Consider the following 24,976-nt stretch of genomic DNA (forward strand, 5'->3'; position numbering starts at 1 on the left):
CGGTTACTTTTCCTCACCGGCATGCGTTAGCAGCCAGCAGTTATGAATCTGACGATTACGAGCAAAATCTTGTGATTGGGTCTGCGCCGTGATTTCTTTGGCGTTCAGCCCCAGCGCAGCCAGGCCAGCGATATCCATCTGGAAGCCACGTTTATTATTCGAGAACATGATGGTGCCGCCACGGCGCAACAGACGTTTGAGATCGGTCATCAGCGCCAGATGGTCGCGCTGGACATCAAACGACTCTTCCATCCGTTTTGAGTTAGAGAAGGTCGGCGGGTCAATGAAGATCACATCAAACTGTTCATGACCGTTATGCAGCCATGACAGGCAGTCCGCCTGAATCAAACGGTGCTGACGCCCGGTCAGGCCGTTCACCCGCAGATTTTTCTCCGCCCATTCCAGATAGGTGCGCGACATGTCAACGGTAGTCGTTGAACGTGCGCCCCCCAATCCAGCGTGAACGCTCGCCGTGCCGGTGTAGGCAAACAGGTTGAGGAAATCTTTGCCACGGCTCATCTCGCCCAGCATTTTGCGAGCGATACGATGATCGAGGAACAAACCGGTATCAAGATAGTCGGTCAGGTTGACCCACAGTTTGGCACCAAATTCTTCCATCAGAAGGAAATCGCCTTTCTGCGCCAGTTTCTCATACTGGTTTTTACCTTTCTGGCGTTCGCGCGTTTTCAGCACCAGACGGTTCGACGGTAATTCCAGCACGCTCAACGTCGCGTTAATGACATCAAACAGCCGCTGACGGGCTTTTTGTGCATCAATAGTTTTCGGCGGAGCATACTCTTGTACGACGACCCAACTGCCGTAGCGATCGACGGCAACATTATATTCAGGCAGATCGGCATCATAGAGGCGATAGCATTCAATTCCCTGCTGCTTCGCCCATTTATCCAGCTTGCGCAGGTTCTTACGCAGGCGGTTGGCAAAATCTTCGGCGATTTGCCCCGCAGATTCACCCTGCGTGTCCGCCAGTTGATAATTCTTCTGTACACAGTCCAGCGGGCCGTTTTTCGCTTTAAATTGACGTTCAGCACGCAGTTGCAGGCAACTCAGCAGTTCCGGCGATGCGCTAAACAACGATAGCTGCCAGCCGCCAAAATCGCTTTTCATCTTACGGCCCAGCATATTATGCAAGGCGATCAGCGCAGGCTCACTTTCCAGACGCTCACCGTAAGGTGGGTTGCTGATGACCGTGCCCTTCGGACCTTCCGGCAACGGGTTCTGTAGCTGTGCTGCATCCTTCACACCGAAAGAAATCAACTCGGCAACGCCTGCACGACGCGCATTGGCTTTCGCGATCTCAATGACTCGGCGGTCGTTATCCGACCCGAAGAAGCGCGACGTGGTTGCCTGTAAACCTTCGCGAGCACGTTGTTGTGCTTCACTGGTCAATTCATGCCACAGTTCAGCATCGTGTTTTAACCAGGCGTTAAATCCCCAGTGTGTACGGTGCAAACCGGGTGCACGGTCGGAGGCCATCATTGCCGCTTCGATCAGCAACGTACCGGAACCACACATCGGATCGACCATCGGCGTACCGTTTTGCCAGCCAGATCGTGAAACAATCGCCGCCGCCAGATTTTCTTTTAGCGGCGCGAGTCCAGCCAGATCGCGGTAACCACGCTGATGCAGGCCATCACCACTTAAGTCCAGCGCAACGCTCGCCATATCGCGCTGCAAAAAGACGTTAACGCGAATATCCGGCTGCTGTTTCGCCACGTCCGGCCGCTGCCCGGTTTTGCGCGTAAAGCTATCGACAATCGCATCTTTTACTTTTAACGCGCCATACTGACTGTTGCGGATATCGTCATTAGTACCCGTAAAATGCACGGCAAAAGTTTTATCGATGCTAAAGATAGCTGACCAGTCAATCGCCTGCACGCCCAGATATAAATCCAGATCGCTGTGTACCTTGAACTCATTCAGCGGCAGCAGAATGCGCGACGCCAGACGGCTCCACAGCAGGCTCTGGTACAGCAGGCGGTTGTCACCCTCAAAATGGACACCGCCCTGCACAACCGCACAAGACTGCGCACCCAATGATTCGAGCTCGCTTTTTAATAACTCTTCTAGTCCCCGCGCCGTGCTGGCAAACAAAGCATTCATGTCGTCACTATCACCAAAAAGAAATACATTAAAGAAAGAAATTGAGGCGCATTATAGCTAATCCGAGACGCTTGTCATAAAGTTGCCGCTTTACTTCGGCAAGGAACAGGTCAGTGATCGGCGTAACGCGACTTTATATACACCCAGTAAAATCGATGCGGGGGCTACAACTGTCCCATGCGATGGCATCCGTCAGCGGTTTGGCGAACGATCGTGCGTTCATGATTACCGAACCGGATGGCACCTTTATTACTGCCCGCCAGTATCCACAAATGGTGTTATTTACTCCCGCGTTGCTACCGGATGGGCTGTTTATTGCCGCACCGGATGGTCAAACTGCCACTATTCGTTTTGCCGACTTCATCGAAGCGCCTCAACCGACAGAAGTCTGGGGAACACACTTCACCGCGCTCGTCGCACCCGATGCGATTAACACATGGCTAAGCCACTATTTTCAGCGTTCGGTACAGCTTCGCTGGGTAGGCAATGCGCCATCTCGTCGGGTGAAGCATTATCCCAATGTTCCATTGGCGTTCGCCGACGGTTATCCGTTTCTGTTAATTAATGATGCATCATTTCAGGCGCTACGCCAGCGCTGCTCGGCCGGAATCAAAATTGAACAATTTCGCCCCAATCTAGTGGTGACGGGTGCGGAAGCCTTTACCGAAGATAGTTGGAAAACCATTCGCATTGGCGAGATTATTTTTGACGTTGTCAAACCCTGTAGCCGCTGCATTTTGACCACCGTCAGCATCGAACGTGGACGTAAGCACCCGTCGTCAGAACCGCTGGCAACGCTGCAATCTTTCCGTACTGCCGACAACGGCGACGTGGATTTCGGGCAAAATCTGGTCGCCAGAAATACCGGAATCATTCGCGTAGGTGACACATTGGAAGTCTTAGCGACCAAACCGCCGCGTCCTTATGGTTCCGGCCAGACTGTCGAAAGCCTTGTCGTTCCCGAAAAAAGCGAACAAACCGTCACCATCCACTATCAGGGACAATCGTTACAAGGGAATAACCAGCAGATTTTACTGGAACAACTGGAGCAACAGGGCATTCGCGTCCCCTACTCTTGTCGAGCTGGACTGTGCGGATGCTGTAAATTGACGTTAGTCAGCGGAGAGGTTTCTGCACTGAAGCAAAGCGCCATCAGAGCAAACGGTGAAATTCTTAGCTGTAGCTGTATCCCACAGAGCGACCTTCATTTGCAATAAAAAAATCTGCAATAGTCGAATGCAGCTTGAAGTATGACGGGGATTAGACGACTTTAGCATACTCAAATGCAGACGTGCCTTCGCCTAGCGTGGTTTCCCACTCAACCCCATTCTGAACAACGGCAGGCATTAACCTGTCGTGCATAATTTTTATGGCATCGCCCAACCCCATCGTTTTCCCACTTAACGACAGTTGTTCTTGCGCCAGCAGGCAAAGACAGGCTTTATCTCCCGCTTCTGCCACCAGAAAACAGGCCGTTTCATGCGTTTCGGTGAGCTGCACCTGCACAATATCCCCTGCCTGCGGTGCATAGGCCACAGCATCCGATTGTTGGATGAAATGCCAGCTTTTTGGCATGAGCGGTTTAAGGAATCGGCTTGCCACCAGCGCGTTCAAAACTAATTCGCCCTGGAGGTCGCGATGCAACGCCATTTTCTGGCATTTGTCATTATAAGTAAAAAATAACGCGGCATCGTCAACACAAAATGCACATTCATTAAATGCATCCGGCGTTAGCATTTTAGACGGAAAGCGAGAACGGAATAACATGCCGTTAGCCAGATCCAACATCAGGCGATCGTGTTCGGTATCAAAATACCAGCGCCAGTTATCGTCAGGTTTTAACTTCATATTATTTACCCTTCGCCTTCACAGTAGAAATATCAGAAATGGCCGATTGTGTTTTCTTGCATCGCAATAATCGTTCAGCAAATAAACATCGCAGCAAGAAGATCAAACATCGATTGATAGATTATTTACGTAAACGGATAAAATATAGACTAGCTGGGGAGATAAATAAACCCCCAGCTAGAAATGAAAGGACTTTCGGATTAAATATGTGTAACGATATCTTTAATCAGGCGAGGACCGTGGAAAATAAACCCTGAATATATCTGTACCAGCGACGCGCCAGCATCCATTTTTTCACGTGCGGCGACCAGAGAGTCAATTCCACCAACACCAATAATCGGTAAACGTCCCGCTAATTCCTGTGACAAGCGGCGGATAATTTCCGTGCTGCTCGTCTGCAATGGACGCCCACTTAATCCTCCCGTTTGTCCGCAATGATTTAATCCCTGAATCAGTTTTCTGTCGAGCGTTGTATTCGTGGCAATCACACCATCGATGTTATGACGCACCAGACTATCGGCAATTTGGATCAATTCTTCCTCAGAAAGATCCGGGGCGATCTTCACAGCCACTGGGACATATTTCTGATGCTTCTCTTTTAATTCTGTCTGCTTATTTTTTATCGCTAGCAAAAGATCGTCCAGCGCTTCACCATATTGCAGGCTGCGTAACCCCGGCGTATTGGGTGACGAAATGTTGATCGCGATATAGCCTGCGTGAGGATAAACTTTATCCATACAGATCAAATAATCGTCTTTGCCTTGCTCAACCGGGGTATCTTTATTCTTGCCAATATTGATCCCTAATACACCACCAAAACGCGTTTTCTTTACATTCTCGACCAGGTAATCCACGCCTTTATTATTGAACCCCATCCGATTGATCAACCCTTCCGCTTCCACTACGCGGAATAATCTTGGTTTATCATTACCGGCTTGTGGACGCGGCGTTACCGTACCCACTTCAATAAAACCAAATCCCATTGCGCCTAAAGCATCGATACATTCGCCGTCTTTATCTAATCCCGCAGCCAAACCTAGTGGATTTTTAAAAGATAGTCCCATGCAGGTAACGGGTTTAGTCGGAACAGATTGACGGACGAGAAATTCAAAAGGCGTGTTGGTAATGCGGCGTAATTGTTGGAAGGTCAGCTCATGTGCACGCTCTGGATCGAGCTGAAACAGGGCTTTTTTGATAACGGGATAGAACATATTGTCTCCTGAGATCCCTATCACAAAGGTATCTTGCTTACGCAGAAAGTAAGCAATAGTGGATTACGGTTTAACTCACGGTCGGTGATGGTAGTGCCATCTCTGCGGAAAGTAAAACGTTTGCGGAAGTAAGAAATTAACGTGGGGGGAAATATCACACGCGGCAGGCTACCGCGTGTGATAGAGGAATGGCCGTGACGGAATTAGTCTTGCAGTGCTTTGCTGATTTTCTCGAACAGATCGCCAGACAGATTTTCCAACGTCTTCAACTGCTCCAGCGCCTGACGCATTTGCGCCTGACGTTTAGCATCATAGCGTTTCAGGCGGATCAACGGTTCGATCATCCGGGCCGCGACCTGCGGATTGCGGGTGTTCAGATCGGTCAGAATCTCCGTCAGAAAGCGATAACCGCTGCCGTCTTCTGCATGGAAAGCCGACGGGTTCGATGCCGCAAACGCTCCCACCAACGAACGCAGGCGGTTAGGATTGTTCAGGCTGAATGAGCGGTGTTGCAACAATTCACGCACGCGGGTCAGCACATTATCTGCGGGGCTAGTGGCTTGCAGCACGAACCATTTGTCCATGACCAAACCATCCTGATGCCAGCGGTCATCAAACTGCACCAGCAGTTCATCACGCACGGGTAACTGAGCGTCAACCGCCGCCGCCAGCGCCGCCAGCGAGTCGGTCATGTTATCGGCCTGACGGAACTGCGCGTGCACCAGTTTATCCGCCTGCACCGCATCGCTAAATGCCAGATAATGCAGGCAGGTGTTGCGCAGCGCGCGCTTGCCCATCTCCGCGTGTTCGATACGATAGTGCGGCGCGTGATTCGCGTGGTATACCGCCAGCCACTCATCCGCCATTTCTTGCGCCATCGTGTGCGTCATACTGTCACGCACGGCAGAGATTGCAGTGGGATCGATGATATCAAACAGCTCGGCAATCTCGTTTTCACTCGGTAATGTCAGAATCTGAGAAGCCAGCATTGGGTCCAGTTTGTCATCCAACAATACGCCACGGAAAGCATCAACAACATGCATTGGCACCGAAAGCGGCTGTTTTTGCTGATAACGGGAAACGTTCAGACGAATATAGTTAGCCAACAGGCTCTGTGCCGCATCCCAACGCGAGAACGCATTACTCGCATGACGCATCAGGAACGTCAGTTGTTCGTCACTCCAGGCATAGTTCAGTTTTACCGGTGCAGAAAACTCACGTAATAAAGAAGGGATCGGGCGACAAGGTACGTGATCGAAAATGAACGTTTGCTCAGATTCAGTCACATTAAGCACTGACGACAGCAGTTGACCGTCTTTCTGGAGCGGAATCACCTTCCCTTGCAGATCGTACAGTTCAATATCCAACGGAATGTGCAGCGGCAGCTTTTGCTGCTTATCGGCACCGACTGGCGTCATCTGGCTCACGCTCAACAGGTATTGCTGCGTCTGCGGATCGTAATCATCATGCACGGTCAATACCGGCGTTCCCGACTGGCTGTACCAACGGCGGAACTGCGTGAGATCGACGCCGGAAGCCTCTTCCATCGCCAGCACAAAGTCATCGCAGGTTGCCGCGCTGCCGTCGTGACGTTCAAAATACAAACGAATACCGGCCTGGAAGCCTTCTTCACCTAATAAGGTGTGCATCATGCGGATCACTTCCGATCCTTTTTCATAGACCGTCAGCGTATAGAAGTTATTCATCTCGATCACCTGATCGGGACGAATCGGATGCGACATCGGGCTGGCATCTTCGGCAAACTGCGCACCGCGCATCACGCGCACGTTATCAATGCGATTCACCGGACGCGATCCTAAATCGGAACTGAACTCCTGATCGCGGAACACCGTCAGCCCTTCTTTTAGGCTAAGTTGGAACCAGTCGCGGCAGGTGACGCGGTTACCCGTCCAATTGTGGAAATATTCATGGCCGATCACCGCTTCAATATTCAGGTAGTCTTTATCCGTCGCGGTTTCCGCTTTGGCCAGCACGTATTTGGAGTTGAATACGTTCAGCCCTTTGTTTTCCATCGCCCCCATGTTGAAGAAATCAACGGCGACGATCATATAAATATCGAGATCGTATTCCAGACCGAACCGCTCTTCGTCCCACTTCATCGAATTCTTCAGCGAGGTCATCGCCCAATCCGCACGATCGAGGTTGCCACGGTCAACGTACAGCTCCAACGCCACATCGCGGCCAGAACGCGTCGTGAAGCGGTCTTCAAGAACATCAAAATCACCGGCAACCAGTGCAAACAGATAAGCCGGTTTCGGGAACGGATCCTGCCATTCAATCCAATGGCGGCCGCCTTCCAGCTCCCCTTGCGCGATGCGGTTACCGTTAGAGAGTAAATAAGGATAGCGAGCTTTATCTGCGGTGATGCGCGTCGTGAATTTCGCCAACACGTCCGGCCGGTCGAGATAATAGGTAATGTGGCGGAAACCTTCGGCCTCACACTGCGTACAGAGCGCTTCGCCAGAGAGGTATAACCCTTCCAGTGCGCTATTGGCGGAAGGATTAATATCCGTTTCAATGCTGAGCGTAAAACTCGCCGGCAATTGCGTCAGAATCAGACCATCGTCCTGCTGCTGGTAATGTGTCCACGGCTGTCCATCAACGCTGACACTAATCAACGTCAGCCCTTCTCCATTCAGCTTCAACGGCGCGCCGGCCTCCCCTTGCAACACCACCTGGCTAACGGCTTTTACACGCGTTTTCTCTGCATGGAGATCGAAATCCAGTGCAATGTCGGTAATGGTGTAATCCGGCGCACGGTAATCATGGCGATATTTTATTTGCGGCTGTTGATTCATCTAAAGTTTCCACCTCGTCATAAGCATCAAAGATCAAGTCTAAGCCTGTTATCTTAATGTTACCACGACAAAATAATGAGGATAATCATCGTATCGTGGTTCACTCCCGCACGTCTCGCTATGTTGTCGTAATGTAATAAACAGATAATCAAGGTATACTGACCGGACATTGCTGATTGTCCCGATGGTGGATGGGCATCTTACAAGGATGCTGTAACGCATTATGACTTTGCACACTTCCCCGATTTTGCACTCATTGCTGGATACCGATGCCTACAAACTGCACATGCAACAGGCGGTGTATCATCATTATTATCATGTCGACGTTGCGGCTGAATTTCGCTGCCGTGGCGATGAGCTATTAGGCGTCTATGCCGACGAGATAGCCCATCAGGTTGATCTGATGCGTTTCTTGTCATTGAGTGACGATGAATTCACCTATCTGTCTTCTCTGCCGTTCTTTCAGCAGGACTATCTCCACTGGCTACGGGACTTTCGTTTCAATCCGCAGCAGGTTTCGATCAAGAATAACGCAGGCAAGTTGGATATCCGCATCACCGGGCCGTGGCGTGAAGTGATTCTGTGGGAAGTTCCCCTGCTGGCAGTGATCAGTGAAGTCGTGCATCGGCATCGTTCATCTGATGTCACGACCAAACAAGCGCTCGCCCAACTGTCTGCCTCATTGGATAATTTCCGCCAGAACAGCAAGGATGTGGATCTCAGCCGGTTCAAATTGATGGATTTCGGAACGCGTCGCCGCTTCTCTCGTGATGTCCAACAAACCATCGTTACGACGCTGCAAGCCGATTTTCCTTATCTCATCGGCACCAGCAATTACGATCTGGCACGCCGTTTGGGTATCACCCCTGTCGGCACGCAAGCTCACGAGTGGTTTCAGGCGCATCAGCAAATTAGTCCGACGCTGGCCAACAGCCAGCGCGCAGCACTCCAAATGTGGCTGCATGAATATCCCGCTCATTTGGGTATTGCGTTGACCGATTGCATCACGATGGATGCTTTTTTGCGTGATTTCGATTTACCGTTCGCCGAAGCCTATCAGGGGCTACGTCATGATTCTGGCGATCCGGTAGATTGGGGAGAGAAAGCGATTGCGCATTATCAACACCTGAACATCGATCCGATGAGCAAAACACTGGTCTTCTCCGACAATCTAAATCTGGATAAAGCGCTGGCGCTGTATCGCCACTTTGGTCAACGCGTGAATCTGGTATTTGGCATGGGTACACGACTGACGTGTGATATCCCCAGCGTGAAGCCATTGAATATCGTGATTAAGCTGGTGGAATGTAACGGCAAACCGGTGGCAAAACTCTCCGATAGCCCGGGTAAAACCATCTGTCAGGATCAGAACTTCGTGTGTGAGTTACGTAAAGCGTTTGACTTACCCCGCGTGAAAAAAGCCAGTTAAGGCTTTCGCCCATAAGAGGTTGACCAACTTTGCAGCAGATTCACCAGCATGGACGAAAACTTCGCGCCATTCCGGTGATTTCTGCTTGTGTCCTGTTGCATCGCAAGTAACATAGCAAATGGCTCGGATTGGGCCACTCACCGTTTTAAACACGATATATTTCTTAAACACGATTAATTAAAGAGAGAATTTTATGAGCGTAGTGCCTGTAGTCGATGTACTGCAAGGCCGTGTCGCCGTTGACAGCGAAGTCACCGTGCGCGGCTGGGTACGTACCCGGAGAGATTCTAAAGCCGGTATCTCCTTTATCGCCGTTTATGACGGCTCCTGCTTTAATCCATTACAGGCTGTCGTTAATAATAATCTCTCGAATTATCAAGATGACGTACTGCGCCTGACCACCGGTTGCTCCGTTGAAATCACCGGCAATGTTGTTGCTTCTCCAGGTGAAGGACAAAGCTTCGAGCTGCAAGCGACCCACGTCAACGTGGTCGGCTGGGTTGACGATCCCGATACCTATCCGATGGCGGCAAAGCGTCACAGCATCGAATACCTGCGTGAAGTCGCGCACCTGCGTCCACGTACCAACCTGATCGGCGCTGTTGCACGCGTTCGTCATACACTGGCGCAGGCGATCCACCGGTTTTTCCACGAGAACGGTTACTTCTGGGTGTCTACCCCACTGATTACCGCATCCGATACCGAAGGTGCGGGTGAAATGTTCCGTGTTTCCACACTCGATCTGGAAAACCTACCGCGTACCGAGCAAGGTAAAGTAGATTTCAGCGAAGACTTCTTTGGTAAAGAAGCATTCCTGACCGTATCCGGCCAGTTGAATGGCGAAACTTACGCCTGTGCGCTATCCAACGTCTATACCTTTGGTCCGACTTTCCGCGCAGAAAACTCTAACACCAGTCGCCATCTGGCCGAGTTTTGGATGATCGAACCGGAAGTCGCTTTTGCTTCTCTGGATGACGTTGCGGGCCTGGCTGAAAACCTGCTGAAATATGTTTTCCAGGCCGTACTGAACGAGCGTGCCGATGATATGGCGTTCTTTGCCGAGCGCGTCGATAAAGAAGCGGTCACTCGACTGGAAAAATTCGTCAGCTCCGATTTCGCACAGGTGGATTACACCGATGCCGTCGAGATCCTACTGAACTGCGGGCAGCAGTTCGAGAACCCGGTTTATTGGGGCGTTGACCTCTCCTCCGAACATGAGCGTTATCTGGCTGAGCAACACTTCAAAGCACCGGTTGTGGTTAAAAACTATCCAAAAGACATCAAAGCCTTCTACATGCGCATGAACGACGATGGTAAAACCGTTGCCGCGATGGATGTTCTGGCGCCAGGAATCGGCGAAATCATCGGGGGTTCACAGCGTGAAGAGCGTCTGGCGCAGCTAGATAGCCGTCTGGAAGAGATGGGGCTGAATAAAGAAGACTACTGGTGGTATCGTGATTTACGTCGTTACGGCACCATTCCCCATTCCGGTTTCGGTTTAGGTTTTGAACGACTGATTGCCTATGTTACCGGTGTACAAAATGTGCGCGATGTAATCCCTTTCCCACGCACGCCACGGAACGCTAGTTTCTAAATAAATATTTAATATAAGTAAAACAAATATGTAGAAAAGAAGAGTCGGGCTTCCCGGCTCTTTTTTTTTAATTTTTGTTATGTCACAAAAAGTTCCCTGAATTTTACATTTAGAAACACATTATTTCCATTTGTTACTCGATTGCGAAGTTTGTAGCATCTTTAGGGTGGATTAACGAGCGTGCGAATGAAAAACTGCGTTCAGACACAGGAAGACACCAAACTTTCAGGAATAGTTCCCTAAAGAATTATTTATGGCAGTGGCAGGTGTCTAAATAACACCAATGAGGGTAATAATGATGAAACGCAACATTCTTGCAGTAGTAATCCCAGCTCTGTTAGTCGCAGGCGCAGCCAACGCAGCAGAAATTTATAATAAAGACGGCAACAAGCTGGATCTGACTGGTAAAATCACAGGCTTGCACTACTTCTCTGACGACCACGGCAATGACGGCGATCAAACCTACGCTCGTTTGGGCTTCAAAGGCGAAACTCAGATTTCTAGCGAGTTAACTGGTTATGGCCGTTTTGAATATCAGTTCAATGGTTATAAAGACGAGAGCCAAGGTTCTGCTGGCCCGAACGCAGATAAGACTCGTTATGCGTTTGTTGGTTTAAAATTTGCTGATGCTGGTTCATTGGACTACGGTCGTAACCTAGGTATCGCATATGACGCACTGGCTTGGACCGATGTTCTGCCTGAGTTCGGTGGTGATTCCAGCTACACTGATAACCTGACTGGCCGTAGCACTGGTGTTCTGACCTATCGTAACAAAAATTTCTTCGGCTTAGTTGATGGCTGGGATTTCGGCCTGCAATATCTTGGTAAAAATGACAACGGCAGCATTAATGAAAGAAGCAGTACTGAAAAACAAAACGGCGATGGCTGGGGTGTTTCTTCTTCTTACACCTCTGATATCGGTGTAGGCGTTGTCGCTTCTTACGCTAAATATGACCGTACTAACAACCAAAATGGCTACGGTGCTAATGCCGCACGTACTGGCAACACCGGTGGTGAAGCAGATGCTTGGGCAACTGGCCTGAAATATGATGCTAACAACATTTATGTTGCGGCAACTTATGGCGAGTACCGCAACCTAACAATCGTTAAACCGAAAGCAGGTGCTGTTAACGGCATAGGTAACTTCTACGCTGACCAAACTAAAGTTTTTGAAGCTGTTGCTCAATACAACTTCGACTTCGGTCTGACTCCATCTCTGGCTTACGTTTCTGCTAAAGCCAAAGACGATACCAGCGTTGTTAAAACCAACGATTACGTAACAAAATACGTCAGCGTTGGCGCTACTTACTCTTTCAACAAAAACATGTCTACCTATGTTGATTATCAAATCAACCTGTTGAAAGATGAGAACGCGTATAGACTGAATACCGACGATACCGTTGCTCTTGGCCTGACTTATCAGTTCTAAGTTGTTGCCGCATAACGTAACGAGTTAATCGTTCGTATTGCAGGAAAAGACAGAGCTTCGGCTCTGTCTTTTTTATTGCGTGTAGGATAGCGCCCAGTTGTCGTAAGCAACGCTGAAAAACGCACACCGTGTTTTTGTTTCTGCTTTGCGCCAATTATTCTCACCTAACCAGTCTTTTATTTCGTCTCTCTCCTTCTCCCTGTTATTTCCCTTTCTTTTTGACATCAACGGTTGGCAAAGCCTTTTACTGACGGTACTCTGAGAATTCTTATTTCATCTCAGTTATGGAACATTCTGGCAATGTTTGAAAATATCTCTGCCGCACCGGCCGATCCTATTCTCGGGCTGACCGATCTTTTCCGCGCCGATGACCGTGCGAATAAAATCAATCTGGGTATTGGTGTCTATAAAGATGAAACCGGTAAAACTCCGGTTCTGACCAGCGTAAAAAAAGCAGAACACTATCTGCTGGAAAATGAAACCACCAAAAACTATCTGGGCATTGACGGTTTGCCAGCATTCGGTCAGTGCACGCAGGAACTGCTGTTTGGCAAGCAGAATGCCATCATTGCCGACAAACGTGCTCGTACAGCACAAACCCCAGGCGGAACCGGTGCTTTACGTGTAGCGGCAGATTTCATTGCAAATCAGACGTCGGCAAAACGCATTTGGATCAGCAACCCAACCTGGCCAAATCACAATAATGTGTTCTCTGCCGTCGGTTTAGAAATTTGCCAATATGACTACTACGATGCAGCAAACCATGCGCTGGATTTTGATGGCCTGCTGAACAGCCTGAATGCCGCACAAGCAGGTGACGTAGTGCTGTTCCACGGCTGTTGCCATAACCCAACCGGTATCGATCCTACCGCTGAGCAGTGGGCTAAACTGGCAGAGCTATCGGTAGCAAAAGGCTGGCTGCCGCTGTTTGACTTCGCCTATCAAGGCTTTGCCCGTGGGCTAGAAGAAGATGCGGAAGGTCTGCGCATCTTTGCCGCACTCCACGATGAACTGATCGTATGCAGTTCGTACTCTAAAAACTTCGGTTTGTACAATGAGCGTGTCGGTGCCTGTACGTTGGTTGCCGCAGATGCCGCAACGGCAGACAAAGCATTCAGCCAAGTGAAAGCCGCTATTCGTGCCAACTACTCTAACCCACCGTCACACGGCGCAACCGTTGTTGCTACCATCTTGAGTAACGACGCGCTGAAGGCCATTTGGGTACAGGAACTGACGGCGATGCGTGAACGCATTCAGCGTATGCGTCAGTTGTTCGTCAATACGTTGCAGGAAAAAGGCGCACAGCAGGATTTCTCCTTCATCATCAACCAGAATGGGATGTTCTCATTCAGCGGCTTGACCAAGGAACAGGTTCTGCGTCTGCGTGACGAATTCGGCGTTTACGCGGTGAACTCTGGCCGTGTCAACGTTGCAGGGATGACACCAGAGAACATGGCACCGCTCTGCGAAGCGATTGTTGCCGTACTCTGATTGCCGATCGTTTTGCGATCAAAAAAAGCCGACATTCTGTGTCGGCTTTTTCATTTCTGCTCTTTTACTCACAGAAAAGCTGAATGCGACAAATTACCAAATTGCGGCATCTTCGCGCAGGAAAGGATTGGTTTTACGCTCATGTCCTAGTGTCGACATTGGACCATGCCCCGGAATAAACGTCACGTCGTCACCCAGCGGCAGCAGCTTATTCTTGATGGACGCGATCAACGCCTGATGATCGCCTTGAGGGAAATCAGTACGCCCTACGCCACCGTTGAAAATCACATCGCCAACCTGTGCCAGCCGTGATTCAGCATCAAAGAAAACAATGTGGCCCGGTGTATGACCAGGACAATGGAAAACCGCCAGTGTCGTCTCCCCGACGCTGACCTCATCACCTTCCTGCAGCCAGCGTGATGGTGTCAGCGGCGCGCACTCTTCCAAGCCAAACATCCGGCTCTGTGCAGGTAAACCTTCCAGCCAGAAAGCATCTTCAATCTGCGGGCCAATAATCGGCACCTGATAGTGCTCCGCCAGTTCTGCTGCTGCACCGACGTGATCCAGATGACCATGCGTCAACAGAATCTGTTTAACCAAAATCCCTGCATCTGCGACGGCATGTTTGATTTTTTCAGCGTCCCCACCGGGATCGACAATTGCTGCCTCATTGGTTTTTTCACACCATAACAATGTGCAGTTCTGGCTAAATGCCGTCACCGGGACGATTTGATATTTCATATCACTCCATGTTGAATAAACTAAACGACCCGCAATGTCGCCGCGAGCCGTATCAAAAAAGTGTAGTGCTGCTATAGCAGATTACCAGGTGCGGACCGGACCGGTATCGATGTGAACGAAATCACTGCGCGGATAGTAGCCAACCCCGCCAGCACGCATTTTAGTGGCAGCTTTACGAATATTGGCCAGTTGGACACCTTCGATATGGAAATCCATCGCTTGCCCTTTTGTGTGGTAGCTCTGCTTTGCCACACCTCGGCTATGTGCGCGTAATTCGTTATTGGTATCTATTGCACGATAACCGGAAATCAGTTGCACGGGTTTATTGGTTCCCAACATGACCTGTAAACGATAGAGCTGATCGAAAAGCTGCGGATCAATCATTTTGACTTTATTGGCACGATAATCGCGGAAAAAGTGATTCAGGCGGGAAAGTTCTGATTTGTTATACCGTTTACCATCAAAGAATTCCGTTTTCAGCCGCTCTCCGGTATTCAGGTTATCTAGCGTCAAAATTCGTGGTCGGGGGGTAGATAACGTTGCAAATGCCTGACCGGGAAGCAGTGCGATGCCCAATGCGGCACCACCCAGTGCAAGCCACTTACGGCGATGATTGTCAATGTGATCCATAGAACAAGTATCCTGGCTAAAAGAACGGTATAAAAGCGGTACAAAACGCACCGCCTTGAACCTTAACTGCCAGAGAAAAGTGAGTCAACCCGCTTTGCTGAGAGGTTTGCGGGAGATCGCATCGATCCCCCGCAAAATAATAAAACCCCTATACCGCTAATGCCCGTATTTTCAATACTTACAGAAGCAACAGCCCTGCTTTGGGGAGCACTTTCGCCCCTGCTCGGGCAGTATCATCATAATTGTAAATATCTGTTCGGAATTGCGGCTTGCCATCATCAGCCACCCACGCGGTCAGGTAATAGAGATTAACCGGTATGCGATGTTTCATTGAAACAAAGGTGGTATTTCCCTGATCTAACGTAGAAGAGATGCGGCTATTATTCCAGCCCGCATCCTGTAGCAACATGCTAGCCAGTTCCGATGCCTTATTGACCCGCACACAACCGGAACTCAGCGCCCGGATATCTCGCTGAAACAGATTATGATTCGGCGTGTCATGCAGATAAATTGCTTCCGAATTAGGCATATTAAATTTATAGCGCCCCAATGAATTATTTGCGCCAGGGGCCTGACGCAGACGATAAGGGAAGCGCTCTGCAGACACCCCTTGCCACTCGATCATTGAAGGGTCAATCGCCTCTGCATCCTGACTCCAGCCAGACAACACCGTATAGCCATGACGCTGCAGATAGCCAGGATCGCGCACGACTTTAGGAATGATATCCTGCCGAGTCAGCGTAGTGGGGACATTCCACGGCGGATTGACCACGACGTTATACAGTGAACTGCTCATTAGCGGTGTCTTGCGTTTCGGTTGCCCGACAATGACGCGCGACGATAAACGCTCAGCGCCATCCTGATAATAGATCAGTGAGTAATTGGGGATATTCACCATAATACCGGTATGAACATTATCCGGTACCAGGCGCAAACGCTGGATATTCAATGCCAGCAGCGTCGCACGCATTTGCGGAGAAACATTGAGCCAATCGCGCGTGCGCTTACCAATCACGCCATCACCTTCCAGCCCCTGCCAATGCTGGAAGCGTTTAACCGCCTCAACCAACTCGCCCGAGTAGCGATCGTCTGCATTAGCCACACCATTGTCGACAGGCGTTTGCTCAGTTAGCGGCGTGGTGGTTGCAGCGACATTTTCATTAAAAAGCGTGATGCTTTCCGTCAACGACAACATGCCAGTACGTTGCAGAATTTCACGCAACGCCACCAGCTCGCGGCTCTGTTGTTCCGGGCGTAGAGATTCGGCCAAATTCAGGCTCGGCCACGGGCGATTGTCCGTCAGCATCGTCTTCAATGCTTCATGCATTTTGGCGTATTGCGAATGCGAAGGCGTCAGCGAGGCAACATAGGCTGCGCTGGTGCCGGAATTTACGGCCTGTTGCCATTGGGAAACGATATTGACTGCGGGCGATTGCAGGCGATAAGGCACGCTGCTATACAACCAGTTGTTACCGTTGCGTTCTACACCAGAGACGAACTGCAAATAACCCAACATTGCGTCCGATAACACAATATCACGCGCAAATCCGGTTAATTGAGGATCGGTCAGCCAACTTACCCACGTAGTGAATTGCGGTTGTACGCCCGCTATTGCCAATTCGGCAAGTTGCTGCTGAAACTGTTGAACCGCGCGATTATCTGCCCACATCGGTTGCATCTGGTGTTGAGCATAAAGCGAGGATAAATCCGCTAGATAATGTACTGTCATACCGTGCGGTAGCGCAGACAAAAGCCCTACACGGCTATTTTCTACAGAAACGACACCTGCGGGTACCACCGTAGGCGCTGCTGCCAGCACCGAAAACGAAGGGGACAGGCTTCCAACCCAAAGGCAACCCACGCGCAACAACAATCTGACCATTTTTCGCTTATGTAACAACAACATCCATTTATCCCCTGTACTCATTAGCCACTGTGCTTTCACGACAATCCACATTGAACATGGAAATAACAAACTGAATTGCTCACATACCGTCACACTGGCGTAAACGCATTTTCCATTGTAAAAAACGATAACGCGTGAAATATGAACATTTTTTATATAGCGCCCGTTATTACGGTACGCAGCATTACAACGAGCAACCGCGAATCCTTCAACGGCCAGCAATCGTCTTACCGTCAGTATATAAAGAGAAAAATATTTTTGCTTCTTCTTCTGGGTATTATCTTACGCGTTTGATGAACCTATTCGCCGCCAGCATTCTCTTTACGTAAAAATAAAGCCGCTTAAAAAAGCGGCTTTATGATTATAGAGGAAAATAATCCAAGGTTTATCGCTACGACGCTTGCTCTTGCGTCTCTGGCGTTTCTGTTCCGAACCCACGTAACCCAACAACATGGACATGCTCGTTGTTCTGGTAAACTTTACGCACCAGCTTATAAGTGGTTCCCTTCTCGGGGCTGATATTCTCTGGAGCCGCGATGACTAACTGCATTTCCAGCCGATCGCAGAGCTCGAATAGCGTGGCGATCGATTTAGCATCCAGACGCGCCGCCTCATCGAGGAAGAGTAGACGACACGGAATAATATCTTTACCACGCAGACGCTTAGATTCTTCTTCCCAGCTCTGAACCACCATGACCAGAATCGACATCCCAGTACCAATCGCTTCCCCGGTAGACAGTGCCCCACTTTCCGCCCGCAGCCAACCATCCGCGCCACGGTTAACCTCAACTTCCATTTCAAGATAGTTGCGGTAATCCAGCAGTTCTTCGCCGATAGTTTGCGGTGTGCGCTGCCCCATATCAATTTCAGGGTTCAGGCGTTGATACAGTTTTGCCAGCGCTTCCGAGAAGGTCAGACGATTGCTGTTAAACAGATCCTGATGCATTTCCTGCTGTTCGGACAACACATTGAGAAGCGTGGTATGCGTTTCACGCACGTTAACGTTGAGCCGAACGCTCTTAACCTGACCAAACGCGACCGCTTGCAACCCTTGGTTCAGCATCCGAATACGGTTCTGCTCACGCTGGATCGTTTTACGAATGATATTTGCCACGCTGCGCGAGCTGATAGCCAGCATCTGCTCACGCGCCGTCAGCTCTTCCGTCAGACGGTTAAGCTCGATTTCCATCTGTTCAATTGCTTCTACCGGGTCATCGGTACGGATAATATCCTGACGGATACGCTCGCGCAGGTGCTGGTAAACGGCGATGTAGAACTGGATCTTACGTTCTGGTCGCTTCGGATCTTCCGAAAGCCGCAGCACATCGCGCAGATGTTCATTATCCGCCACCGCCAGACGCAGCGCACCCAGCGCTTTATCCGACATGGAACGCAGTTCATCACCTTCCATGTAAGCCAGTTCACGGCGGTGCAGACGACGCTCAACGCCATTGTCTTTCACCAAACGCATAACCGCGCACCAGCCAGCTTTCGCTGTGACAACCTGCTCACGCATCTGGTGGTAATCACGCTCCAGCTTGCGTAATTTCTTCTGCAAACTGTCCATTTCCGCTTCACAGAACGTAATCTGTTTTTCCAACTGATTACGCCGCGAGCGATTGGAGCTTAATGCGGCATGCAGCTCATCACGGCGCTGACGGGCACGCGCTTCGGCGTCAGCATCCGCACGCACTCCGATATCCTGCAACTCCTGCGTCAGCTCCTTCAGCATGTCCTGTTTGGCGTCATAAGAACTTTTCAGCGATGCCTGAACCTGACTATATTGTGTCAGTTGTGTCTGATGCTGACGCAGTTGTTCACGTGCTTTTGCCCGTTCAGCCTCAGCCTGTTCCAGGCGCTGGCGCAGCTTGTCATTCAGGCCAGCGTTTTCACCCAACATCCCGGCGGAATCAGCATAGCTGAAGTGTGCACGGCGTTGCACAACCTCAGTCAGCGCAAATGCCTGTTGTTTTGCCTGCCGCTGCGCGTTCTGTGCTTGGGTATAATCTTCCTGTAACTGCTCATGCTGCTGTGGATCGCTTTGCAAGACAGAAATCAACGGTTCCAGCTTTGCCAGAGTTGCCCCGTGCTGCTGAATGAAACGGGCCGACTCTTCGGTTTCATCCAGCTCCGCGCGAATCTCTTCCACGCGATCCTGCAACGTCTCATCGCACAGCAGGCTAATACGCGGAATCAGTTTATTCAACTGCGCACTCGCCTCTTTTGCCTGCTCGTACTGCTGGCGCTGCTGCTGGTTCTCACCGTCAAAACTGGCCATCGCCCGATCCAGTTCGCCACGGCGGGAACTGAGCTTACGAATTTCCGCTTCGGGATCTTCATCGAAAACGACAGCCAGATGCGTACCGATGAATCGACTGAAAGATTGGTGTAAGCGCTGCGTTTTCTGCACGTCAAATGACAGCGTTGCGTACTGCTCTGCCAGCGCTTCACGCTCATCACGCAGGCCTTCCAGACGCATTTCCCGCGCGGCACGACCAAACAGCGGCACATCAGGGAAGCGAGAATAACGCCACTGACGCTCCGCGACTTTCACCACGACGGCACGTTCCAGTTCGTCAACGGCAAACACGCTGTCATCAAACGACTGCGGATCGCCTTCGATCAGATACAAATCCTCTGGGCAGTCTTCCAGACCGGCAAGCTGATCGCGTACCAGAGAAAGATCGGGCACCACTATCGCATGGCGTGACGGGCCATAAAGCGCCGAGAAGTACGGCGCATCATCCAGCGTTACATCATCATAAATTTCAGATAGCAGCACGCCACCAAAACGTTCCGCCAGCGCGTTCAGGCGCGGGTCTTCTGAGCCGCCGGGCTGGCTGAGTCGCTCAACCTGCGCTTCGATTTGACGTTTGCGGGCGGCGATATCATCGCGCTCAACCGTCGTTTCGCGTTCACGCTCCAGCAAATGCTGCATGAAGGCCGTCACCTGACGGCTATCTTCAAACGTTTCGCCGCTTTGCTCGCTCAGTTGCGTCAACATTTCCTGTGCGGCCAGCCAGACTGGCGCACGCGTCGTCAGCTTCTGAATTCTCTGCAGGGTTTGCTCAAGCTCCTGACGCAACGCCATGCGGCGTTCACCGGCTTCCGCTACTAGCGATGACAGCGTATCGATGCGGGCATCCAGCTCTTGCTGGAGTGATTCCAGTTCTTCCGGTTGATAATCCTGACCATTGCGCTTGCTGAAATCCTGCAATAACCGCTCGGCATCCTGCTGCTCACGCAGGCGCTGCTCCAACTCAGACAAACGCATCCGCAGCGGCTGTACCCGCTCCGCCTGATAGCGTTGTGAAGCGCTGTCGCGCAACAGGTCGCGCGCGACCTGCCAGGCTTCGTTGCGATTGATCGCACCAGCAATTTTACTCACTAACTGATAGGCTTCTTCAAACTGACCGTGCGCCGCATCTGCCACGCTCAGTTTCTGCTCCAGCATCAGCAGAATGTCTGTCGCTTCCTGCTCTTTCGCGTGATAGCTGTCCAGCCACTCATCTGCGTTATCTGCCGTGAGATCCGATAGCTGGCACAGCGTGCGGGCACGTTCCAATGCTTGCTGAGCCTGTTGATACTGAATGGCCCGCGTTTGCTGTACGTCCAGCGCCTGCTGATAATCGGCAAGCTGACTTTTCAGCTCATCCACTTCCAATTCGGCAGCATCGGCACGTTCTTCGTTTCCCGCCTGCTGTTCTCGCGCTTCTTCTACCACTTCGTTCTGTTCTTCGAGGCGATAGCTCAATTCTTCCAGATCGGCGTTATAGCGCTCGATTTTTTCCTGCTGGCGCATCGCTGTCTGCACCAGATTCAAGTGATCGCTGGCTGCCTGATAATCCGTTTCCAGATCGCCTTCAGCCCCGTTCTGTTCCGCCAGTTCCCGCGCCATTTCCACATGGCGATATTGCTCACTCGACAGTTGCTTACGGCTGGAGAACAGGTCGCGGCGCAACTCCAGTGCCCCATCCAAATGGATGCGGCGCTCATTGGCGTGCCGCATGTAGTCAGCGGCAACATAGGAAGTCGCTTCGGAAATCAGGTGCTTGAACAGATCGCGATCGGACTGGGTAACGCGAATCGCTTCCAGCGTCATGCGGTTTTCACGCAGCGCCGCTTCCATATCCTGAAACGCCTTACGCACGCCGCTGTTTTCCGGCAGCAGATAGTCACGCAGTGAGCGGGTAATCGCGCTGGAAATACCGCCATATAGCGAAGCTTCAATCAGGCGATAAAACTTGCTGCGGTCGGAAGCAGAACGCAAGCGCCTGGGCACCACGCCCAAATCAAACATCAGCGAGTGATAATCGGTGATGGAGTTAAATTGCTTAAACTGAACACCTTCCATCTCCTCGACGCGATCTTTCAACTCCTGCAACGAAAGCACACGCGCCTGACGATCGCCGACCACCTGCGTCAGAATTTGCGTCGGCTGGATAGCGGTTGGCAATCCCTGAATAGTAAATGGTTTGATATCGACTTTACGGTCACGTCCCGCAACCTGCTGGAGACGAACGCCAACCAGCACGCGCTGATGGCGTGAGTTCACGACATCCAGCGTGGAATAGCAGACGCCCGCGCGCAATTTACCGTGCAGGCCTTTATCGCGTGAACCACTGGTGGCACCCGCTTCGGTCGTGTTTCTGAAGTGCAGCAACGTCAAGTCAGGGATCAGCGCCGTAATAAAAGCGGCCATCGTGGTGGATTTCCCGGCACCGTTACCGCCAGATAACGTGGTAACCAGTTCATCCAAATCGAAGGTGCGGGCGAAAAAGCCGTTCCAGTTGACCAGCGTTAGTGAGCGAAATTTACCGCGTTCAATCATTCCTGTTCATCCTCAACACTTAAAGCCTGCCCCAGTAGGAATGGGATAAGCTCTTATTCATCCTCGCCCGTTTCTGGCGCGATATCATCGGTGCGATCGTTATCGTCGCTGTCATCTTTCAGCGACAAACTACCTTCAACAGGCATCGCTTCACCATCGCGAATCATGCGTAGCTGTGCTTCACGGGCATCATCTCCGCTGCGCACATCCGCCCCGAAGCGGAATACCGACTCGGTAATTCTGAATTTGCTGCTGTCATTACCCATAAAGTAGATCATGCCTAACCGACGTAAACGGTTAAGCGAGGTTCTGACTTTTTCCTGCAACTTTTGACGATCCAAATCGGAACCGGTGGAACGCTGGTTAACCAGCTTCAGCAGCTTGCTTTCATCCGCCAGACTCAGCAACTCTTCATAAAGCTCCTGCTGGCTGAAAATGCCTTCGTGCGCCAGGCGTTCTGGGCTCAGATAGAGATAACAGAGAATTTTCCCTACCATCATATCTAGCTCAGATAGCACCGAGCGCGGGATTAGCGTGCTGGAGCGCGGGCGCAGATAGAAAAACCCTTCCGGCGCGCGGATCAGTTCCACGCTGTAACGGCTGTAGAACTCCTCTAGCACTTCTTGGAAATCCATCAAAAATATATGATTTTCCAGTTCTTCAATACCAATATGGCGCCCGGCGCGTAATTGGCTGTCCAGCGCAGGAAAGAGGTTATTCGACAGCGCGGTTGCCAGCTTTACTGGCATAAATTGTTCAATATTTGTCGATGACATGGGCCTGCACCTTGGCTCCGTAATCATTGATTGCCTGCCACAATGCTGGCAACCCGGAGAAATCTGTTTCGGCTACGCCCAGACGTACCGCCTGGTCGACCACGATTCGGGCAACATCAAAATGCCGCGAGCGAGGATGCTGCTTGAGGTATTCACGCATCACTTCACTCAAATCCAGCGGAATCTGTTGCGCTTTATATTTATGCAGCGCCTGCTCGACCAGCGCGATCAGTTGCTCACGCATTTCACTAAACTCTTCGTATTCCAGCTCCGGTGGCAGTTCACCGGTCACTTCTTCACTACGCAGCGTCAGCTCTTCATCACGCATATCCAACAGGCGATCCGCGTTGGCGAACGTCAGCGCCCAAGGGCTATCGAAATAGCTCTGCACCGATTGACGCAGGCGCTGGGCAAAGACGCGGTTTTTATCCATATCAATCGCGGTACGGATAAACTTGTGTACGTGGCGGTCGTAACCAATCCACAGATCTATCGTCTGCTGTCCCCAGCTCACAATACGATCGAGTTTGTTTTGCAGATCAAACACCAGCTTGTCGACAAGCTCCAGATTATGCGGGTTATTCATGATCGCATCCTGAATGCTCAACAGGCTCGTCTGCAATTTGTCGCCTGCAGCTTCAAGCGTATCCTGCAATTCACGCAGCGTAGATGACGTTTCTGTCAGCAGTTGTTCACAGTTACTGATCGCCGCTCGCCAGTCCTGATTTAACAGTGCCGCGATATCATCTTTAACCCCCTGCTGCTGCTCATCCATCACCCGCTGCGACAGATCGATACTGTCAAAGATTTCAGCTACGGAATATTTCAGCGGTGCAAACACATTGCGGTGCCAGTGGAACTCATCGCCATCTTCTTCCGCCGCATCAGCCGCACGACTGAGTTCTTGCGCCACAATAGAAAGTTGCATCGAAAGCCGCAGCGTTGAGAACTCACGCTGCCGGATGTAATAATCAGTGATGCCGATCCCCAGAGGCGTCAGACGATAAATCGCATTGCCTTCAGCCTGTTCGCTGGTAAAACGATTAAGCAACCGCTGACGCACCAGATCGTTAATCGCGTTATTGGCGCGGACGGTAATGGTTTCGTTCGTCTGATCAAATCCCTGACTCACATGGCGGAAGGCATCAATCAGTTCACCTTCACTCATTTCACCATCCATACGTTCGCCATTAAGCGTCGCGACCGCCATCAAAAACGCCAGGCGTTCAGTGGGGAGGGAAATGGAGAAATCATTTTTTCGTGCCCAGGCGACCAGTTCGGGTACAGTCTGGGAAAAATCACTCATAATGCATCCTTCAAATGGGGTTTATGCGCCATGACATGGATATAACGGCCCAAACTCACAAACGGCTCTTGTCGGCAATACCGCTGTTCAAGCTCCAGAATGTCGGCAAACTTATCAATTTGCTGCTGCTTATTCTGCAAGTAGTCATGAAACACCCGCACACCGGTTTTTCCGCTGATGGTCAGCCCCATCTCATCAAGCCAGCCATACACCTCTTGCGGATCCAGCGGGTGGTCTGGCGAGAGCGTGCGCCGTTTTTTCTTCAGCATGCCGGCCTGCACATAATCAAAGTTGCCCAGTACCATGTTACGCATCAACAGCCCGTGACGGTTATAAAACATCAAAGACAGCGCCCCGCCCGGCGACAGGCAATCATACAATATTCTCAGTGCCTGCTGCGGTTGCGCGACCCATTCCAGCACCGCGTGGAACAATATCAGATCGGCGGGGCTTTCCATATATTGCGCAATATCCTGTGCGGCACACTGCACAAAACGTATATTATGGGCGACGCCCTGCGCCGCTGCCGCGTTTTTGGCACGCTGAATCATCTCATCGGAAACATCACACAACAATACCTGATGTCCTAAAGCCGCCAGACGACAGGCCATCTGCCCTTCACCGCCACCAGCATCGAGGATGTACAAAGGCCGGGCCGGAAGCTGGGCCAAAAGACCATCAAGATCCTGCCACAATACCGCCTGCCGAAGTCTCCCCTTCGTGGTGCCATAAATATTCTGAGAAAATTTTTCGGCGATATCGTTAAAATTGCGATCCTGCATCAGTCATTGTTCCGCATCATATAAATGGGGATAGCTCGTGCAGCTCATGTCTGCGCGATGCG

General features: G+C 50.9%; 16 protein-coding genes. 5 read left to right on the top strand and 11 right to left on the bottom strand.

The window, feature by feature from the left end:
* Positions 1-3 precede the first annotated feature (3 nt).
* Positions 4-2,121, bottom strand: a complete 2,118-nt coding sequence (gene rlmKL, locus A8F97_RS08550) for a bifunctional 23S rRNA (guanine(2069)-N(7))-methyltransferase RlmK/23S rRNA (guanine(2445)-N(2))-methyltransferase RlmL (protein ID WP_033071387.1) — start codon at positions 2,119-2,121, stop codon at positions 4-6.
* A 113-nt stretch (positions 2,122-2,234) separates the two neighbouring features.
* Here rlmKL and A8F97_RS08555 point away from each other — a divergent pair, with 113 nt between their 5' ends.
* Positions 2,235-3,338 (top strand): YcbX family protein, encoded by a 1,104-nt coding sequence (locus A8F97_RS08555; protein ID WP_033071386.1) that lies wholly within the window; start codon positions 2,235-2,237, stop codon positions 3,336-3,338.
* Between the two features lie 43 nt (positions 3,339-3,381).
* On the opposite strand, the gene A8F97_RS08560 is transcribed toward A8F97_RS08555, so the two are convergent.
* The 3 genes from A8F97_RS08560 to pepN all read right to left on the bottom strand — a co-directional run bounded on the left by A8F97_RS08560 (position 3,382) and on the right by pepN (position 7,999).
* On the bottom strand, positions 3,382-3,969 hold the full coding sequence (locus A8F97_RS08560; protein WP_033071385.1) for a cell division protein ZapC: 588 nt from the start codon (positions 3,967-3,969) through the stop codon (positions 3,382-3,384).
* Between the two features lie 200 nt (positions 3,970-4,169).
* Positions 4,170-5,180, bottom strand: coding sequence for a quinone-dependent dihydroorotate dehydrogenase (pyrD, locus tag A8F97_RS08565; RefSeq protein WP_014699714.1), 1,011 nt, complete (start codon positions 5,178-5,180; stop codon positions 4,170-4,172).
* Positions 5,181-5,383: 203 nt separating this feature from the next.
* Positions 5,384-7,999: an aminopeptidase N gene (gene pepN, locus A8F97_RS08570; protein ID WP_033071384.1), complete on the bottom strand. Its 2,616-nt coding sequence runs from the start codon at positions 7,997-7,999 to the stop codon at positions 5,384-5,386.
* A gap of 223 nt (positions 8,000-8,222) precedes the next feature.
* On the opposite strand from pepN, the gene pncB reads away from it, so the two are divergent.
* The 4 genes from pncB (at position 8,223) to A8F97_RS08590 (ending at position 13,942) form a co-directional block, all read left to right on the top strand.
* Entirely contained in the window at positions 8,223-9,428 is a 1,206-nt protein-coding gene (gene pncB / locus A8F97_RS08575; protein WP_014699712.1) for a nicotinate phosphoribosyltransferase, read from the top strand.
* Between the two features lie 193 nt (positions 9,429-9,621).
* Positions 9,622-11,022 (top strand): asparagine--tRNA ligase, encoded by a 1,401-nt coding sequence (gene asnS, locus A8F97_RS08580; protein ID WP_014699711.1) that lies wholly within the window; start codon positions 9,622-9,624, stop codon positions 11,020-11,022.
* A 295-nt stretch (positions 11,023-11,317) separates the two neighbouring features.
* A complete protein-coding gene (locus A8F97_RS08585) occupies positions 11,318-12,451 on the top strand; it encodes a porin (RefSeq protein WP_025918993.1) in 1,134 nt (377 codons plus the stop codon).
* 300 nt (positions 12,452-12,751) lie between these two features.
* Entirely contained in the window at positions 12,752-13,942 is a 1,191-nt protein-coding gene (locus tag A8F97_RS08590; protein ID WP_033071383.1) for an amino acid aminotransferase, read from the top strand.
* Positions 13,943-14,035: 93 nt separating this feature from the next.
* Here the strand turns inward: A8F97_RS08590 and A8F97_RS08595 are convergent, their stop codons facing one another.
* The 7 genes from A8F97_RS08595 to cmoM all read right to left on the bottom strand — a co-directional run bounded on the left by A8F97_RS08595 (position 14,036) and on the right by cmoM (position 24,914).
* Complete coding sequence (locus A8F97_RS08595) at positions 14,036-14,683, bottom strand: MBL fold metallo-hydrolase (protein ID WP_025918991.1); 648 nt, start codon at positions 14,681-14,683, stop codon at positions 14,036-14,038.
* Positions 14,684-14,764: 81 nt separating this feature from the next.
* Positions 14,765-15,313, bottom strand: a complete 549-nt coding sequence (locus tag A8F97_RS08600; protein WP_011094090.1) for a peptidoglycan L,D-endopeptidase MepK — start codon at positions 15,311-15,313, stop codon at positions 14,765-14,767.
* Positions 15,314-15,491: 178 nt separating this feature from the next.
* Complete coding sequence (gene ldtD / locus A8F97_RS08605) at positions 15,492-17,219, bottom strand: L,D-transpeptidase (protein ID WP_033071382.1); 1,728 nt, start codon at positions 17,217-17,219, stop codon at positions 15,492-15,494.
* A gap of 391 nt (positions 17,220-17,610) precedes the next feature.
* Complete coding sequence (gene mukB / locus A8F97_RS08610; protein ID WP_033071381.1) at positions 17,611-22,050, bottom strand: chromosome partition protein MukB; 4,440 nt, start codon at positions 22,048-22,050, stop codon at positions 17,611-17,613.
* 53 nt (positions 22,051-22,103) lie between these two features.
* Entirely contained in the window at positions 22,104-22,826 is a 723-nt protein-coding gene (gene mukE / locus A8F97_RS08615) for a chromosome partition protein MukE (RefSeq protein WP_014699704.1), read from the bottom strand.
* On the bottom strand, positions 22,807-24,132 hold the full coding sequence (gene mukF, locus A8F97_RS08620; RefSeq protein WP_014699703.1) for a chromosome partition protein MukF: 1,326 nt from the start codon (positions 24,130-24,132) through the stop codon (positions 22,807-22,809). The genes mukE and mukF overlap by 20 nt, the downstream gene beginning before the upstream one ends.
* Complete coding sequence (gene cmoM / locus A8F97_RS08625; protein ID WP_014699702.1) at positions 24,129-24,914, bottom strand: tRNA uridine 5-oxyacetic acid(34) methyltransferase CmoM; 786 nt, start codon at positions 24,912-24,914, stop codon at positions 24,129-24,131. The genes mukF and cmoM overlap by 4 nt, the downstream gene beginning before the upstream one ends.
* Between the last annotated feature and the right edge of the window lie 62 nt (positions 24,915-24,976).

The organism is Pectobacterium parmentieri, from assembly GCF_001742145.1.
Classification (GTDB): Bacteria; Pseudomonadota; Gammaproteobacteria; order Enterobacterales; family Enterobacteriaceae; genus Pectobacterium; species Pectobacterium parmentieri.

What these genes read in the sequence shown, in the direction of transcription:
- rlmKL (WP_033071387.1), bottom strand. Translation starts at nt 2,121, where the DNA reads ATGAATGCTTTGTTTGCCAGCACGGCGCGGGGACTAGAAGAGTTATTA.
- A8F97_RS08560 (WP_033071385.1), bottom strand. Translation starts at nt 3,969, where the DNA reads ATGAAGTTAAAACCTGACGATAACTGGCGCTGGTATTTTGATACCGAA.
- pyrD (WP_014699714.1), bottom strand. Translation starts at nt 5,180, where the DNA reads ATGTTCTATCCCGTTATCAAAAAAGCCCTGTTTCAGCTCGATCCAGAG.
- pepN (WP_033071384.1), bottom strand. Translation starts at nt 7,999, where the DNA reads ATGAATCAACAGCCGCAAATAAAATATCGCCATGATTACCGTGCGCCG.
- pncB (WP_014699712.1), top strand. Translation starts at nt 8,223, where the DNA reads ATGACTTTGCACACTTCCCCGATTTTGCACTCATTGCTGGATACCGAT.
- asnS (WP_014699711.1), top strand. Translation starts at nt 9,622, where the DNA reads ATGAGCGTAGTGCCTGTAGTCGATGTACTGCAAGGCCGTGTCGCCGTT.
- A8F97_RS08585 (WP_025918993.1), top strand. Translation starts at nt 11,318, where the DNA reads ATGATGAAACGCAACATTCTTGCAGTAGTAATCCCAGCTCTGTTAGTC.
- A8F97_RS08590 (WP_033071383.1), top strand. Translation starts at nt 12,752, where the DNA reads ATGTTTGAAAATATCTCTGCCGCACCGGCCGATCCTATTCTCGGGCTG.
- A8F97_RS08595 (WP_025918991.1), bottom strand. Translation starts at nt 14,683, where the DNA reads ATGAAATATCAAATCGTCCCGGTGACGGCATTTAGCCAGAACTGCACA.
- A8F97_RS08600 (WP_011094090.1), bottom strand. Translation starts at nt 15,313, where the DNA reads ATGGATCACATTGACAATCATCGCCGTAAGTGGCTTGCACTGGGTGGT.
- ldtD (WP_033071382.1), bottom strand. Translation starts at nt 17,219, where the DNA reads ATGTTGTTGTTACATAAGCGAAAAATGGTCAGATTGTTGTTGCGCGTG.
- mukB (WP_033071381.1), bottom strand. Translation starts at nt 22,050, where the DNA reads ATGATTGAACGCGGTAAATTTCGCTCACTAACGCTGGTCAACTGGAAC.
- mukE (WP_014699704.1), bottom strand. Translation starts at nt 22,826, where the DNA reads ATGTCATCGACAAATATTGAACAATTTATGCCAGTAAAGCTGGCAACC.
- mukF (WP_014699703.1), bottom strand. Translation starts at nt 24,132, where the DNA reads ATGAGTGATTTTTCCCAGACTGTACCCGAACTGGTCGCCTGGGCACGA.
- cmoM (WP_014699702.1), bottom strand. Translation starts at nt 24,914, where the DNA reads ATGCAGGATCGCAATTTTAACGATATCGCCGAAAAATTTTCTCAGAAT.